General features: G+C 63.4%; 15 protein-coding genes and 1 pseudogene. 12 read left to right on the plus strand and 4 right to left on the minus strand.

Annotated elements, in window-relative coordinates; all coding sequences use genetic code 11:
- Window positions 1-335: 335 nt before the first annotated feature.
- From XI09_RS10230 to XI09_RS10240, 3 genes and pseudogenes are all read right to left on the minus strand, one after another.
- Window positions 336-1,139: pseudogene (locus XI09_RS10230) on the minus strand (NAD-dependent epimerase/dehydratase family protein).
- Window positions 1,140-1,487: 348 nt separating this feature from the next.
- The gene (locus tag XI09_RS10235; RefSeq protein ID WP_271566721.1) at window positions 1,488-2,996 is read right to left on the minus strand and encodes an amidohydrolase family protein; all 1,509 of its coding nucleotides are present in this window, start codon (window positions 2,994-2,996) and stop codon (window positions 1,488-1,490) included.
- Between the two features lie 696 nt (window positions 2,997-3,692).
- Complete coding sequence (locus XI09_RS10240) at window positions 3,693-4,076, minus strand: SPW repeat protein (RefSeq protein ID WP_271566722.1); 384 nt, start codon at window positions 4,074-4,076, stop codon at window positions 3,693-3,695.
- A 12-nt stretch (window positions 4,077-4,088) separates the two neighbouring features.
- Here XI09_RS10240 and XI09_RS10245 point away from each other — a divergent pair, with 12 nt between their 5' ends.
- The 6 genes from XI09_RS10245 (at window position 4,089) to XI09_RS10270 (ending at window position 8,588) form a co-directional block, all read left to right on the plus strand.
- On the plus strand, window positions 4,089-4,214 hold the full coding sequence (locus tag XI09_RS10245; protein ID WP_271566723.1) for a hypothetical protein: 126 nt from the start codon (window positions 4,089-4,091) through the stop codon (window positions 4,212-4,214).
- A 106-nt stretch (window positions 4,215-4,320) separates the two neighbouring features.
- The gene (locus XI09_RS10250) at window positions 4,321-4,695 is read left to right on the plus strand and encodes a hypothetical protein (protein ID WP_271566724.1); all 375 of its coding nucleotides are present in this window, start codon (window positions 4,321-4,323) and stop codon (window positions 4,693-4,695) included.
- 81 nt (window positions 4,696-4,776) lie between these two features.
- Window positions 4,777-5,271, plus strand: coding sequence for an amidase family protein (locus tag XI09_RS10255; protein ID WP_271566725.1), 495 nt, complete (start codon window positions 4,777-4,779; stop codon window positions 5,269-5,271).
- Window positions 5,272-5,669: 398 nt separating this feature from the next.
- Window positions 5,670-7,064 carry an ammonium transporter gene (locus XI09_RS10260; RefSeq protein WP_271566726.1) on the plus strand — a complete coding sequence of 465 codons (1,395 nt, stop codon included), beginning with the start codon at window positions 5,670-5,672 and terminating at the stop codon, window positions 7,062-7,064.
- A gap of 74 nt (window positions 7,065-7,138) precedes the next feature.
- A complete protein-coding gene (locus tag XI09_RS10265) occupies window positions 7,139-7,483 on the plus strand; it encodes a hypothetical protein (RefSeq protein ID WP_271566727.1) in 345 nt (114 codons plus the stop codon).
- Window positions 7,461-8,588 carry a DUF6745 domain-containing protein gene (locus XI09_RS10270; protein WP_271566728.1) on the plus strand — a complete coding sequence of 376 codons (1,128 nt, stop codon included), beginning with the start codon at window positions 7,461-7,463 and terminating at the stop codon, window positions 8,586-8,588. Before XI09_RS10265 ends, XI09_RS10270 begins: the two co-directional genes overlap by 23 nt.
- A 14-nt stretch (window positions 8,589-8,602) precedes the next feature.
- Here the strand turns inward: XI09_RS10270 and XI09_RS10275 are convergent, their stop codons facing one another.
- Complete coding sequence (locus XI09_RS10275) at window positions 8,603-9,133, minus strand: hypothetical protein (protein WP_135178336.1); 531 nt, start codon at window positions 9,131-9,133, stop codon at window positions 8,603-8,605.
- A gap of 328 nt (window positions 9,134-9,461) precedes the next feature.
- On the opposite strand from XI09_RS10275, the gene XI09_RS10280 reads away from it, so the two are divergent.
- The 6 genes from XI09_RS10280 (at window position 9,462) to XI09_RS10305 (ending at window position 13,835) form a co-directional block, all read left to right on the plus strand.
- Window positions 9,462-9,749 (plus strand): hypothetical protein, encoded by a 288-nt coding sequence (locus XI09_RS10280; protein WP_271566729.1) that lies wholly within the window; start codon window positions 9,462-9,464, stop codon window positions 9,747-9,749.
- A gap of 830 nt (window positions 9,750-10,579) precedes the next feature.
- Complete coding sequence (locus tag XI09_RS10285) at window positions 10,580-10,801, plus strand: hypothetical protein (RefSeq protein WP_271566730.1); 222 nt, start codon at window positions 10,580-10,582, stop codon at window positions 10,799-10,801.
- Window positions 10,802-10,812: 11 nt separating this feature from the next.
- On the plus strand, window positions 10,813-11,232 hold the full coding sequence (locus XI09_RS10290; protein ID WP_271566731.1) for a hypothetical protein: 420 nt from the start codon (window positions 10,813-10,815) through the stop codon (window positions 11,230-11,232).
- A 533-nt stretch (window positions 11,233-11,765) separates the two neighbouring features.
- A complete protein-coding gene (locus XI09_RS10295) occupies window positions 11,766-12,128 on the plus strand; it encodes a hypothetical protein (protein ID WP_271566732.1) in 363 nt (120 codons plus the stop codon).
- Window positions 12,129-12,715: 587 nt separating this feature from the next.
- The gene (locus XI09_RS10300; RefSeq protein WP_271566734.1) at window positions 12,716-13,117 is read left to right on the plus strand and encodes an ATP-dependent DNA ligase; all 402 of its coding nucleotides are present in this window, start codon (window positions 12,716-12,718) and stop codon (window positions 13,115-13,117) included.
- A 481-nt stretch (window positions 13,118-13,598) separates the two neighbouring features.
- Complete coding sequence (locus tag XI09_RS10305) at window positions 13,599-13,835, plus strand: DUF6894 family protein (protein WP_271566733.1); 237 nt, start codon at window positions 13,599-13,601, stop codon at window positions 13,833-13,835.
- Window positions 13,836-14,131 lie beyond the last annotated feature (296 nt).

Below are 14,131 nucleotides of genomic sequence, written 5' to 3' on the forward strand. Positions count from 1 at the left end.
ATGCGATCGCCGCCTGAGACCGAGCCGGTCTTGGCTTGCTATCGGCTCATCTGAGAAAGTGTGTTTTTACACGGCCAAGACCCATTGCGGAAGTCGCTCCTTGTGCCGCACAGCTGCTGTCGCGTCGCAAGAATATCCCGTGTCGCAAAACATATATTGCACCCGGTCACCGTGATGCAGTTGAATTGAAGGGCCGGGGCACTTTGCGCTGGCGTCTCGTCGACTTCTTCCAGGAGCGGTCCCCCCGGCCTTCCAGTGGACTCATTGCGGCGACTGCCGGAAATGCCGGTGAAATGGCGCGGTCGCTCTTCGCGCCACGGCGACCGAGTGACCCGCTACTCGATCCGGGCAAGGTCGCCGTCGAACCCCATTTGTGTGTAGGGGCCACCGTGGAATTCCCGCGAGATCGCATCCTCGGTGTCCGGGGTGCGCAGGATGTCGGCCGCATAATCCTCCGAATTGTCCTGCGGCCGATAGCCGAGGAACTCGATGCCTGCATTGCGATAGCGGTTGCGGGTGTTGTTGGAGACGCCGTAGACGACGATGAAATGATAGTCGGGCGCATCGATGCAACATCCGACCAGTTGCACGGCGTCGCGCGGGCTGAGCCAGACATGGAGCAGACGCCGATCCGCCGGCTTGTCGCGAAAGGCGCCGATGCGGAGGCAGGCTACCGACAGGCCGTGCTTGTCGGCGAACAGGCGTCCGACCGCCTCGCCGAACACCTTGCTCACCCCGTAGACGCCGTCCGGCCGCGGAACGACCATCTGGTCGATGAAGCTGGCGCGCCGATAAAACCCGACCGCGTGATGCGAGCTCGCATAGATGACGCGACGCACACCTTGGCGCCGCGCTGCCTCGAACACATTCTAGGTTCCGACCACGTTGTTGGGCAGGATCTTGTCCCACGTGTCCTCGCCTGCGATCGCGCCGAGGTGGACAACGCAATCAACGCCCCGCATGGCGACTTCCACCTCGGCGAGATCGGCGAGATCGGCGCGCACGATCTCTTCGCCGGCGCGTGCCGGATCGAGCGGCGCGATGTCGGAAAGGCGTAGCACCGCGTAGCGTTCGCGCAAGCCTTCGCGCAAGGTGCTTCCGATTTTCCCGGCCGCGCCGGTGATGAGAATGCGATTCATGCGACCTCCTCTCAAAATTGACGCCGACCGGCGGGCGGGTCGAACCGCGAAGTCCTTCGCAGCGGGGAATCGATACGAGGAGCGCGTGCCTTGCAACGCACCTCGGATGGTTGATACCACACATGAAGGTCGCGACGTCAGCCTTTGGCCCTAGTGCGAAGTCCGGTGCGGCTCCAAAATCGTCCGTTCATCGGGGTGGACTGGACGTGGTTGGGGCGCGATCAAACCGCCGCTTGTGACCCGCAGCCGAAGTTGGATTTGTCGATCGATACGATATCCCTGTCGCAGCAGCCGCGCGTTCGCTTCGGCGGCGAAGCTTGCCCGCTCCGTCGCCGCAGCCGTCGGCACTTAGCCGGCGCGAACGTAGCCGTAGCGGAGGTTCGAGGGTTGCTTCGCAGCTTGGGTGTACTCGTTCTTGAGCGCCGCGAGGCGGTCCTCGGAAAAGGCCGGCATCCTGGTGTTGTCGGCTGCCCTCAGCTTGATCTTGTAGAATCTGGTTGCGTTGCCCGCAAAGATCAGCTGCTTGGTGGCGCTGTTGGCATCGCCGAGCGGTGCAAAGCCGTACTTCTTCTGCATGTCCTCTGGGATTTCGAGCCGGCGCAGCGCTTCGATCTGCCACTGCGGTGAGCCGTACCAGACCGAGTCGGTGCCCCACATGACGTGGTCGACCCCCATGCCCTTGATCAGCGTGCCGACCAGCGCCGCGCAGAATTTTGGATGCGCGACCGCCGAGTTGGCAAAGGACGTGCCGAGTTCGGCATAGACATTGGTGACACCGAATTTCTGCGGGACTTCCGCGAGATCCGAGGCCCACTGGATGCGGCCGGTCTGCTCGAACTCGGCCCACGCCTTGTCCGGCAGCTCAAGGAACGCCCGCAGCGCCGAGTGATAGATCACGAAGTTCATCTGCGGCCAATCCTTCGCGGCCTTTCCGATATCCCAGGCGGTTGCGTACTCCCACACGCCGGCGAACGACTTCTCGTAATCGGGCGGCAGCAACCCCTTGTGGATGCACAGCGTGTTGATGCCGGCCTTCACCGCCTTCTCGTAGAACGGATACATCACCTGCTCGTCGTCGAGCCGCCACGGGAATTTCGAGGGCGCCAGCGGATCACCGATTGTGTAGGACTTCCAGGAATCCGGCTTGTAGACCTCGATCGCCTTGTCCACCTCCTCCATCCAGCCGGGTTGCTTGGGGGTGATGACGCTGTGCGCCAGCAGGCGGCGCGAACCGGCGAAGTCGTTGATCAGCTCGCGCGCCTTGACGATCTGCTCGTTCGACAGCAGCCACCAGCTCGGGTCGTCGAACGGCGCGCCGCTCAAGAGCGCCATGTTGGTGTCGCTGTCGTAGTAGACCTCTTTCACATAATTCTGGAACTTGTAGCGGGCGAGCGAGGAAACGCCCTCCTCCTTCATCCTGGGGTTCCAGTGCTGGCTTGCAAAGTCCGCCAGTCCCAGGAGCTCCTTGTGGTCGAAGTCATCGCGCACGAAATGGGTCTGGACGTCGAAGATGAACTGGTCGGCAAGGCTTTGCGCGCGCGCCAGCATCCGCTCGGGCTCGCGGGCCTCGGCGGGTGCGACCTGAAAAACATTGCCATAGATGTCGTTCATGGCGAGGAACGCCGCCGCCATGCCGCAGCTGGTGTGCAGGAACTGCCTGCGGCTCAAGCCGAGATGCTTGCCGTTTACGTCGGCGAGCTCGTTGATCCGCGCCTCGACCTTCTTCTGGGTCGCGCTTTGCGGAGGCGGAAGATACTCGCCGTTGGAAACGATCTGGGTCGGAATAGGTGTTGCCGCCGCTACCGCCTCCGCGCCCGCAACAAGACGCTGCTCTCGCTCACTAAGCCAGGTGCTCATTGTTCTCCTCCCTCTTTGGGCCATCAACAGTACTGGTCGGTGCGCGCATTAGGCTGCGCGTTTGGCCACTCTCGTTCAGTAGACGAACCAGACGTACCCTCTTTCGGCTAGGCACGAAACCATCACCCTCGCCTAGCGCCCGGGCGAGTGTCTTCGTCGCTTCATCCTTCGAGAGTGCAGACACACTTGAAAAACTACGTAAGGTAGTGGCGCGTCTTCGCTGAATTCAAGGCTCAAACTTTGATTGGCGCAAGCGATGTTATCCGACAGTCACACTGTCCCAACGCGCCATTGCAACTGCCAGCCTTGTCGGAACGAGCGCGACGCGCCGCCGTGGTGATCTGGCAAAGGCGCGATGCCGCTCTTGGCCCGTATGCGAAGTCCAGACCGCGGCACAGGTGGTCCGGTCCGAGGGGCAGACCGGAAGCGGCTCGCTCGGCACGCGGCCGACGCGATTGACCCACCCCGGACATCCGACCGCTTGCACAACGCGAGCCGCTCTGCGGGCAATAGTTCGCAAAAGTAGCTTGTCAGGTGCCACCGGCGATTGAGCCGAGCGCCTGCCACATATCGGCTGCCTTCCTCGACACACCGAGGTTTCGTCAATCCGTCTATGCCCTGAAGCAACGACTCCGTCCGTGTTGCCAGTATGGTTGACGGCGAAGCTATGCCACGAGCCAAACGACCTCAGCCCTCTCAGCTGCCGGTGGTCAGCCGCGGCGGGATCTGGGACATCATCCAGAGCTCGATCGCTGCCAGGATCACGACCGCCGCGCCGATGATCACATGCACCGTCATCGCGGTGGTTCCCTGGAAGCCCAATACCCAGGGCGATACCAACGCCCACAAGCCGACGATGAGGTTCAGCCACTCCTCCCACACCGCGAATGCCGCCAGCGCCGCGATCGCAAGGATCGCGATGGCGATACCGGTGATATAGGCGTTTTGAGAGACCGTCCCGGCATCAAAACCGAATATCCAGGGCGAAACGAACAGAAACGCGCCGAGGATCAGGTTCGCGACGTCACAAAATTTTGCGTTCGTCCAATTTTCTAGCCAATTCTGCATGACACCCTCCATTGGAGGTTTTCCATGCCAAATCAACCGTATGATCGCCGCGCCGGTTTCCATCGCGGCCCGCGGCATAATGGCAAGGGAGCGGTGGACCTGCCGCGCCTGCCGCTGTCGCTGCTCGGCCGCGCCGACATGATCGAATAGCGATGCAGTTTGTTGCAGTGCACGAGTCTCTTCCTGGCCCGTCCGAGACATGCCAACTGCACCGAGCGATGTCCGCATTCAGGGATATCCCGGAAGGCATGTGCTCATGTGGGCCGCCGAAGCGGAACCGGCAATTGCGTGGGGCGAGCGCGCGCTGCGGCTGTCTCCGTTCGATTCCTGGTCGTTCGCGGCGTTTGGCTCGCAGGCGCTCGGACACTTTCTTTTGGAGCGACCGGATGAGGCGGCAAAGGCGGCTTACCGGGCGGTGCAGTCCAATCCAGGGCACAGCATCAACTATGTCATCCTGATCGGGCCCCTGGTCACGCTCCGCCGGTTCGACGAGGCGAAGGCAGCCGCTGCGCGCGTAATTGAATTGCAGCCCAATTTTAGGATCAGTCAGCAGTTTGGCGGTGTTGACTGCGCGCCGGCGCTCGCCACGAAGCTCGGCGCGACATTGCAGACGGCCGGATTGCCCGAGTAGTTAGCCAACCTTGCATACTCGAGCATGTCTGCAGTTGGCCCATCGCTTCAGTTGGCGTAGTGCCACGCAATGGGCGGTCAAGTGAAGAACCCTTACGCGCCGGCGCTGATGGATGATCGCGGCATCCCGGTCGTGCCGCCGGGCGGATCGAGCGCGGGCTCGGCTGTCGCGGTGGCGGCCGGCCTGTGCGCAGCCTCGATCGGGACCGAGACGTCGGGCTCGCTGCTGTATCCCGCGAGCCAAAACGGCCTCGTCACCGTGAAGCCGACCGTTGGGCTGGTCAGCCGGGCCGGGATCGTGCCGACCGCGCACAGCCAGGACACTGCAGGGCCGATGACGCGGACGGTGCGCGACGCGGCGATGCTGTTGAACGTGCTGGCGGCCAAAGACCCGGCGACGGAGCGGCAGCGGCGGCCGGTCGACTACACCTATGGCGGCGGGCTGATCTACGACGCGCTCGGTTCCTACAACATGGCCTGGCGCATCGGCGTGGCGGTGGGGCTCGCCGCCGGCATCGTCGAGATCGCGTTTCCGCTGATCAAGCCGACCGCGCCGCCCTTGATGCGAACCGCATAGGCATCGTCAGCCACTGCTCATTCGTTGGGCGATGGGCTGTTGCGTGAAGCAGCGCGTGGCGCGGTTGCCGCAAAGCAGCAAACTGGAATCGAAGCGCATTCAGTAGCTTGAATGAATCGTGTCGATGGTGCGAATCTTGCACGTCCTTTGACCAAGAATTGGAACCGTCTCTGACGCTTTCCGATCTGGCGACAAGGGAAAGGCCGATAAGCCATGAGGCTGGTCGGTGCCAGTCTCCAGCCATCGACGCTCGACGACCTCATCGCGCCGAGCCGCGCTCATTGTGTCCCGAAAATCCGAGCTGATCTCGCTGGCGTCGTCGCGCCGGCGCGCATGATCATCTCTGCGGTTCCACTCAAACAGGGCCCAGAAGACATCTCTTGCGACTTGGGAGGACGATGATGGAATCAAGAACATCCACCCGCCAAAGGCTCGTGACATTGGTGGTCGCGTTGCTGGGAATTGCACTGCTCTACCTCGCCCTCGGCGACGTTGCGCTCGCGGAGGATGCGGGCCCGCCAGCCTGCGGCGGCAAGATCCTCGAGAAGTGCACGCCCAATCCCGGCGACACCGCCTGGATGCTCACCTCCGTTGCGCTGGTGCTGATGATGACGGTGCCGGGGCTCGGGCTGTTCTATGGCGGTATGGTGCGCAAGAAGAACGTGGGCGACACCGTGATGACGAGTTTTGCGGTGACTTGCCTAGTTACGATTCTGTTCGCGATCCTGACCTATAGTCTGGCCTTCCGCGCCGGCACGCCGTTCGTCGGCGGGCTGGACCGCATGTTCCTGAAGGACATCCTCAGCGACATCGGCAAGGGCGGGATCGGCAACCCCAATCCGCTCGCGGCGACGATCCCCGAAAGCGTCTACATCTGCTTCCAGATGACGTTCGCGATCATCACGCCCGCGCTGATTGCAGGGGCCTTCGCCGAGCGGATGAAGTTCTCCGCGATGCTCTGGTTCATCGGCCTGTGGGCGATCTTCGTCTACGCGCCGGTCGCGCATTGGGTGTGGGGCCCTGACGGCATCTTCGCCTCCGGCAACGACGCCGCCTGGATCAAGGTGCTCGACTTCGCCGGCGGGACTGTCGTGCATATCAATGCCGGCGTGGCAGGCCTGATGTGCGCCATCATGCTCGGCAAGCGCAAGGAGGCGGGACCGGCCCACAACATGGTGCTGACCTTCATCGGCGCCTCGCTGCTGTGGGTCGGCTGGTTCGGCTTCAACGCGGGCTCCGCGGTGACGGCAGGCATGCAGGCCGGCATGGCGATGCTGGTGACGCAGATCGCGACCGCGGTCGCCGGCTTCACCTGGATGCTGGTCGAGTGGTCGCTCAAGGGCAAGCCGACGGTCGTCGGCATCTGCTCGGGCGCGGTGGCAGGCCTCGTCGCCATCACGCCCGCGTCCGGTTTCGTCGGCCCGATCGGCGCCTTCGTGATCGGCATCGCGGCCGGCGTCCTCTGCTACTGGGGATGCACCGGGCTCAAGAACATGTTCAGCTATGACGACGCGCTCGATTGCTTCGGCGTCCACGCCGTCGGCGGCATCGTCGGCGCATTGCTCACCGGCGTCTTCGCCGTCGAGCAATATGGCGGCACCGCGGGGGCTCTGGAGGGAAACCCGGGCCAGTTCATCAACCAGTGCATCGGCGTCGCCACGGTCTTTGTCTACGATGCCGTCGTCAGCCTGATCATCCTGTACGTGATCAAGCTGTTTATCGGTTTGCGGGTGTCGGAGGATATGGAGCGCGACGGTCTCGACCTCGCACTGCATGGCGAGGTCGTGCACTAGATCGCCGACGGCAATGTTGAACGAATCCGGCCATCCGCGTTCCCCGCGGATGCGCCGGCACGGGAGAAGGCACGATGACCGAGATTTTTGCGCAAGGTGACCTGCTGATCGAGCGGGTACCCGATGTAGCGCCATCGGGAACGCTCGCCGAAATCGCCGAAGGTGCGCCTCTGGTCCTGCTGGAGGGCGAGGCCACGGGACATTGTCATGCGATCCGCGAGCGCGTGACGCTGTTTCGCGACGACGATCTGGCGCGCGACATTCCGGCCGGGCTCTATCTCGGGCATCTCCAGATCGCCTCGGCCTATGCGCGGGTGACGCATCAGGAGCATGCGCCGCTGACGCTGCTGCGAGGGACCTATCGGGTGCGCCGCCAGCGTGAACTGGGGCCTCGGGATGCGCGCGTCCTCGCCGACTGAGCAGGCGCTGTCTGCGGGGCAGATGGCGGCGTTGGGCTATTACCGCGCGCGGTGGAGAGCCATCCGACGCTCGACGGCGCCTGCCGATCGCGACACCGCGGAGCAGGGCGTGCGTCTTGCCTATGAGGCCGCAGGACTGGAGCCGCCGGCCCGCATCGTATGGTGCGACAGCCCGCTGGCGCTGTCCGGGCTTGCCGGCCGGATGTCGCAGGGCGACGGCGGCAATGTGCGCTTTCGTCTCCTCGATCGCCTGCGCCGGCGCATAGCTTCGCAGGTTGAAGCGCGGGTTCACCGGAAGGTGCTTGCCGCGGTCGAGAGCGCAGTCAATCCCGCCGACCTGCTGGTCGCCGCTGCGGCCGACGCGGTGATACGCAGCGTGCCGGAGCAAAATCTGTCCATGCTGGGCCAGCCGCGCCGAACCGGCCTGTCGTTCTCCGGCGTGTTACAGGTGCTCGCTGCTCCGCGGGGCTTTTCGACCTGCGCAGCGGGGCCGCACGATCTGTCGTGGCTTGGCGCTTATGACTATCTCCGCGAGGTCCTTGGTCTGCACGCAGAGACGGAGCCGCTGCGCGGCCTGATGCAGCTCGCGACGAGCGTGGGCTGGCTACAGCCGCACGAGCACACCTGCTGGCTCGCGGAGCGACCGAACCTCATGTGCGGTGACGCGCGCGACCGGCTGCATCACGCCAGCGGTCCGGCACTGCGTTATCCCGACGGCTGGTCGATCTGGGCCTGGCGCGGGGTGGAGGTGCCCCGCTGGATCATCGAACATCGGGACCGGATCACGCTCGCTGCGATCGACGAGCAAGTCGACGTCCAAGTCCGCCGCTGCATGATCGAGATCATGACGCCGGAACGTTACGTCGCGCTCGGCGGCGCCACCTGTGTGGCCGAGGACGAGACCGGAATCCTGTGGCGCCGCAACTGGCTCGCCGCGGACGCCTGGGCGGCCGTGGAGGTCGTCAACGCCACGCCCGAGCCGGACGGCACGCGCAGGCATTTCTTCCTCCAGGTGCCGGCCAATCTGCGCACGGCGCGCGAAGCGGTCGCATGGACCTACGGCATGAGGGCAGAGGCCTACGCACACCTCGTGCTGAGGACGTGATGCATGCGTGGTCGCTAGCTGCGGTAGTAGCGCCACATCCGCAGGAAGGTGCGATGGATCATGTCCGGCGGCTGATCGAACGGCTCGACATTGATCCGCACCATGTTGGTGTGGCTCATCCGCCAGGGCAGGCGCATCAACCAGCGCCAGAACGGCTGCTTGCGCCAGTCGGCCACCAGCGCGCTGGTGAGCGGTGCGTTCAGCACGATCTGGAGTTCATGCACCGTCATGGCGCGCTCGGCGATCTCGACAAGATCGATGCGCTCGATGGCGCGCCACCGGATCAGGCCGAAGGCCTGGATGAAGATGCCGTATTGGTTCGCGCCGATCGTGGGCCGGCCGGTCTCGAGCAGCGGAATGTTGTAGTAGGTAAACCCGGCCGCGAGCGCCGCGAGCGCAAGCCAGTAGAGCGCGCCGGTGAGAAGCGCGGCCGTGCAGAAGATCGCGGCCAGCGCCGCCGTGACGTAGACCGGGAAATAAGTATCGTCGCGGCCATAAGCGACCGAATAGCCACCGACATGTCCCTCGTCCAAGGCTGCGATCATGGACGTGGAGGCTACGACCATCGGCCGCAAATAAAAACGGGGTCGCGAGGGCCCCGTCGGTGCTGCAGGTGGCCTAGGGGTTTGTCCTTATGTGCGGCCGCTTGGGAGTCTAGAGCGGACGTCGCGCTGCCTGGTCGTGATGGGCCGCTTCTGACCCAAAGCGCCATAGGCAGGCGAAGCTACCCAGCAGGATCGCCTCGGCTCATGATCGTTGCGACCGTTGATCCGAGGGGCGGCGGGCTAGAAGCGATTGAACGTTCCGCGTGACGCACCAACATTCGCGAACTACGATACAGCAGGGGGCCACTTGATCCGTTGGAGAGAAACCATGGCCTACGCGATCATTCATTACTTCCCCGGCGGCACGAAGGATCAGTACGAGAAGTCGATTGCCGCTGTACATCCGAGTTCGGGCGGCCTTCCGACGGGTCAGATCTTCCACACCGCCGGGCCCACGCCGGGTGGTTGGACCGTGATCGCGGTGCATGACACGAAGGAAAGCTGGGAACGGTTCCGCGAACAGATTCTCATGCCGCGCTTGAAGCAAGGCATCGCAGGGGGATTGGCCGCGCCGCCGCAGGAAACTGCGTTCGAGGCACATACGCTCAGTATGTAGCGTCGCTGTCGTCGTCACAGTCCGCACCGCGCGGCCCACTAGCCTTTGCGCGGCAGACTAATCCGTGGCCTCATCCGCTGGCTTCTTGCGGTTACCTTTCGCACTCCGGCGGCCGGCTCGACGGGAGCAGGGTCTTGGCCCTTCGCGTCGAGCCGCAACCCTCACTTCGGAGTCGGCTGTTCGGGGAAATCCGGACGCGGTTGCAGGCATACCAAACCGACGCGAATGACCCAGAACGGACTTTGCGCGCCACGGAGTATGCCGGTCGGTGCCATTTCTCGCTGGCCACTAAACAAAGTGCTAGGCTGCGGGCATCGATTGACGAAGCCTTTCGAGACATCACGCGACGCCGCCGCCAATTCATTGACAGCCTTGGATCTTGATCTTCTTGAAAGTCTCTTCCGCGCGCTCGACGGTGCCGTCGAACTCCCACGGGTGCGTCATCATGAGATACATGATGAGCGTGCAGCGACCTCTCGGGCCGCATTCCTGGCGCGATAGAAGGCATGGGTTTCGGCGGCATCGTCGCCGACGCGGATCGTGACCTCGCGATGCCGGCAATGGTCAACGCGCTGCAAAGATCGACGCGGCTGGCATCGACGAGTGCCTGAAGCGATGCGTCGAGCGACGCTTCGGAGTGTACGCCCGGTTCGGGCCAGGCCCGCTCCGGCAAGCGCGTACCGGGAAAGCCGCGGATTAATTGATTGCGCTGACGCCGCGGCGGCAGAGGCTCGCGGTAGGCCGCCGTTGAAACAAACTCTTGAAAGTTCGTGACTTCGGCCAGATACTTGGTTGAGATCCTTGGCCACCAGCATCCGAGGAGGACGATCATGGCAATCCAGATCGTGATGGATCGTAGCGGCGACAGCCAACATTATTTCAATGCGGACGACGCACAGGAACTGGCGAGAGCGGAGCAGCGGTTCTACGAGCTCACCGATGCCGGCTTCACCGCGTCGGTCCGGACGGGTCCAGGTCAGGTCTCGCAGATCCGATCGTTCGACCCAACTGCGAAGGAAACCGTCTTCTTCCCCAGATTGGTCGGTGGATAATCGAGAGGGTCATGTTCGGATTTCGACCTTCGCGGGGCGGCCGCTCCCGAATGAAGGCGGCGAGAGCGCTCTTCATCCGGCACGGCGCCGAGGGCACGCCGGAGGGCCGGTCGCTGCAACTCTTGCGTAAATGGTTGTCGCCAGCCCAGCGTGAACAGTTCGCTAGGAAGGGCTATTTCGAGGTGATCGGGAGCGACAGCGGCATTCGATACAGGATCCACGCCGGGGCCTCGGTCAACGTGTGCGAGATCGACGAGAGAGGTCGCCTACGGGTGGGGTTGTGTTTTATGCCGATCGGCGCTCTGCCGATCGGAGACGTCATGCTCGCCCAAAAGATCGCGCTGGAAACATGCGAGGGTGAGGTTCGCACTGTGGCCCGGAGGTTCGCACCCAACGGCTTCCATTTCAGGCAAGCACGGCCTCTCGGGTAAGCCTAACCTGTTGTCCGTGAAGAGCTCTGGCTTCAGGCCGGAACGGTGTGAAGCGCGGCAGTGAGAGCAGAGAGGATTTGGTGCAGCAACAGGCTGAGCCAGCGGATGAGGCGGCGGAAGTTGTGCTGGCATTCGCTACGCGGTCGACAAAGGCTGGCGCGACCTGCATGAGAGTGGCACCTTTGTGAAGCTGCTTCCGCTAGGGCGAAGATCTGCTCAATCGCTGATGGCATGTTCCGCCACGCTCGCAATGGCGATCGGCGGCAAGCTTGTGGCGCTGCTTCGACACGGGCGACTATCGCCGCACTGCCAGCAGCGACTCAGGCCGACCGGAGGGACAGGCCGCACCGGAGGCGCCGCCATCGCGTGGGAAATTTACGGATTGACCTTCATTGCAGGAACCACGCGAACGGGCGACATTTGATTCCTCGCCGGCTCGCCCCCGAGCTGGCGGAGCGGCCCCGGCCCTCCCCGCCGGAAGCCCCCTGAAGCCGGGGTCGTCTCTCCGATACCGTCTGTGTTGGAGTTTGCGTATGCGTGTCTCGCCCTCGATCGTCCCGGCCGACCGCCTCGACCGCGACATCTATCTGGTCCTCGAGGACTTCGGCGTCCGCGCCGGCTGCGCCTGGCGCGAGACCGACGAAACCGACACCGACCTCGAGACTATCCTCAGGCATCTCCTGTCCGGCGATTACGCCTATCCGGTCCGGATTGTGTGCTTCAATCCGGGTGAAGGCTGGTCATGGGACGCCACGTCCGACGTCGCCGACGCACTGGCGCAGCGCGCAACTGATACCGACGCAGAGGTCCCGTCCGCGCTGCAGGACTTCATCGCCGCCAACGCAACCAGGCGCATCGACGTGCAGCTCGCCCTGCCGCTGCCAGATACCGCGTGATGCCAGCCGGAGAAAACCCGCACGGCAACGCGGCCGTGAAGTGCACGACCTGTGACGACGTCGGCTGGGTTTGCGAGAACCATCTGGACCGCCCATGGGACGGCCCTCGCGCATGCACGTGCGGCGGTGCCGGCGCGCCCTGCCCGGCCTGCAACGCTCCGATCGACGGCGAGCCGCCGCGTATGCCAGGAGGCTTTCGTGTCCAGGTCGACAAGGACGGTTGGCGACACTGAGGGCTGCGCCTATAGCACCAGGCTCACCAACCAGACCGCGAGCGAGCAGCAGAGCGCAATTCCAAGATACGGCAATGCAATTGTCATCGGTTCCTCACTGACGAATTCCCGACGCTGAAACGGGAGTGAGATTCGCATATTCGCAGCCGCGTGACTATCTCGTTCTCATGCACCGCGCGTTCGAGTTCGCCTGCCAACTGCAGCCAAGGCTGTCCCAGCCGGGCCTGACTGGGTCCATGAGATAAAGTACGATGGATACCGTCTGCGCCTTGAGCGTAACGGCCGCCAAATCCGCCTGATCACCAGAACGGCCACAACTGGACCGACCGCTTCCCCTGGATCGTCCAGGCCGCGCTGCGCAATCGCGAGCAACGGTTCGCGGTCGATGGCGAGGCGGTCGTCCTTGGCGTCGATGGCGTCTCCGACTTCAACGCCCTGCACTCGCGCAAGCACGACGACGAGGTGCAGTTGTACGCGTTCGATATCCTCGCGCTCGGCGGCGAGGATCTGCGTCAGCTGCCGCTGGAGAGGCGCAAGACCCATCTCGCCCGGCTGTTGCGCGGCCGGCCCGACGGCATCTTCATCGCGCCGTTCGAAAGCGGCGAGATCGGACCGGACCTGTTTCGCGCCGCCTGCGACCTCGGCCTCGAAGACATCGTCTCCAAGCGCCGCGATCGTCGCTATTTCGCCGGTCGCACGAAGGAGTGGATCAAGGTCAAGAACAGGTCTCACCCGGCCATGAGCCGCGAGTTCTAGCGCTGGCGCGGCGGGCAGCGCGTCGCGCTGTAGACACAAGGCCAGACGCCGACGCTAACCATAACTACGACCAAGTCTTGTTTTGGCAGATCCTAAAACTTATGGTTGTGACTTTCAGTATGGAATTTTTTGATGATGGTCCGATTACCTATGGTCGCGGTCATCGCGCCCGATGGGGAAAGATCATACTGGGTTGCAGCGGTCGAACCGGAGAAGGCGACCGAAGCGGTCGCGCGGGTCGTTGGCGACAGGCAAAACGTTAGGCTCTTGCAGCACCGCTTGCGCGTGAAATCAGATGCGCTTCGACCAGGCGAAGTCCGCCGACTTGGGATCTGACCAGACACCTACCCCCGAGGAGGCATTCCATCTCCCCCAAAAGAGCGTCCTCTCCGCCTTAGCACCGCCGGTATATTTTAGCGTTACGCGCATTGGCGGGCAGAGAGCGCGCGCTTTCGCTGTCGTCTCTTGGGGAGTCGTGCGGATGACCCGTTTCTTCTTCCATGTTCACGACGGCATTACCATCTTCGATGATGTCGGACTGGAACTTCCGGATATCGCCGCCGCGCAAGCAGCAGCGATCGAATTGAGCAGTAAAATCCTCAACGACGGAGCAGAGGGACCCTTGTGGCAGGACCTTAACTGGCGCGTCGAGGTGACCGACAGCCCCGGAATGGGCGGGCAGATCTTCCTTGTCGTCAACTTTTCGGTCACAACGTAATAGATCGGCCCGGACCTGTTTCGCGCGGCGTGCGGCATGGGACTCGAGGGCTTGGTCTCCAAACGGCGCGATCGGCGTTATTGCGCCGGCCATCAAGGGACGGTGAAGAACCGGACGCATCCGGCGATGACGCGGGTCGAGCTTTGTGCAGCAAGGCAAGCTCGTCGAGCGCCCGACAAACGTCTTTGCGCCGGGCGAGGAGATATTCATCCGCGCCTATTTCGAGAATGTCGGCCGGAACGATGTTGGGACGCCGATGGCCAGTTAGGAGATGGGTTTCGCTTCGCTCTACCCAT

The organism is Bradyrhizobium sp. CCBAU 11386, from assembly GCF_028128955.1.
Lineage (GTDB): Bacteria > Pseudomonadota > Alphaproteobacteria > Rhizobiales > Xanthobacteraceae > Bradyrhizobium.

Coding starts and splice junctions, on each gene's coding strand:
- XI09_RS10295 (WP_271566732.1), top strand. CDS start 11,766: ATGCGTGTCTCGCCCTCGATCGTCCCGGCCGACCGCCTCGACCGCGAC.
- XI09_RS10240 (WP_271566722.1), bottom strand. CDS start 4,076: ATGGAGGGTGTCATGCAGAATTGGCTAGAAAATTGGACGAACGCAAAA.
- XI09_RS10260 (WP_271566726.1), top strand. CDS start 5,670: ATGATGGAATCAAGAACATCCACCCGCCAAAGGCTCGTGACATTGGTG.
- XI09_RS10235 (WP_271566721.1), bottom strand. CDS start 2,996: ATGAGCACCTGGCTTAGTGAGCGAGAGCAGCGTCTTGTTGCGGGCGCG.
- XI09_RS10265 (WP_271566727.1), top strand. CDS start 7,139: ATGACCGAGATTTTTGCGCAAGGTGACCTGCTGATCGAGCGGGTACCC.
- XI09_RS10250 (WP_271566724.1), top strand. CDS start 4,321: ATGTGGGCCGCCGAAGCGGAACCGGCAATTGCGTGGGGCGAGCGCGCG.
- XI09_RS10280 (WP_271566729.1), top strand. CDS start 9,462: ATGGCCTACGCGATCATTCATTACTTCCCCGGCGGCACGAAGGATCAG.
- XI09_RS10245 (WP_271566723.1), top strand. CDS start 4,089: ATGCCAAATCAACCGTATGATCGCCGCGCCGGTTTCCATCGCGGCCCG.
- XI09_RS10270 (WP_271566728.1), top strand. CDS start 7,461: ATGCGCGCGTCCTCGCCGACTGAGCAGGCGCTGTCTGCGGGGCAGATG.
- XI09_RS10305 (WP_271566733.1), top strand. CDS start 13,599: ATGACCCGTTTCTTCTTCCATGTTCACGACGGCATTACCATCTTCGAT.
- XI09_RS10290 (WP_271566731.1), top strand. CDS start 10,813: ATGTTCGGATTTCGACCTTCGCGGGGCGGCCGCTCCCGAATGAAGGCG.
- XI09_RS10275 (WP_135178336.1), bottom strand. CDS start 9,133: ATGATCGCAGCCTTGGACGAGGGACATGTCGGTGGCTATTCGGTCGCT.
- XI09_RS10285 (WP_271566730.1), top strand. CDS start 10,580: ATGGCAATCCAGATCGTGATGGATCGTAGCGGCGACAGCCAACATTAT.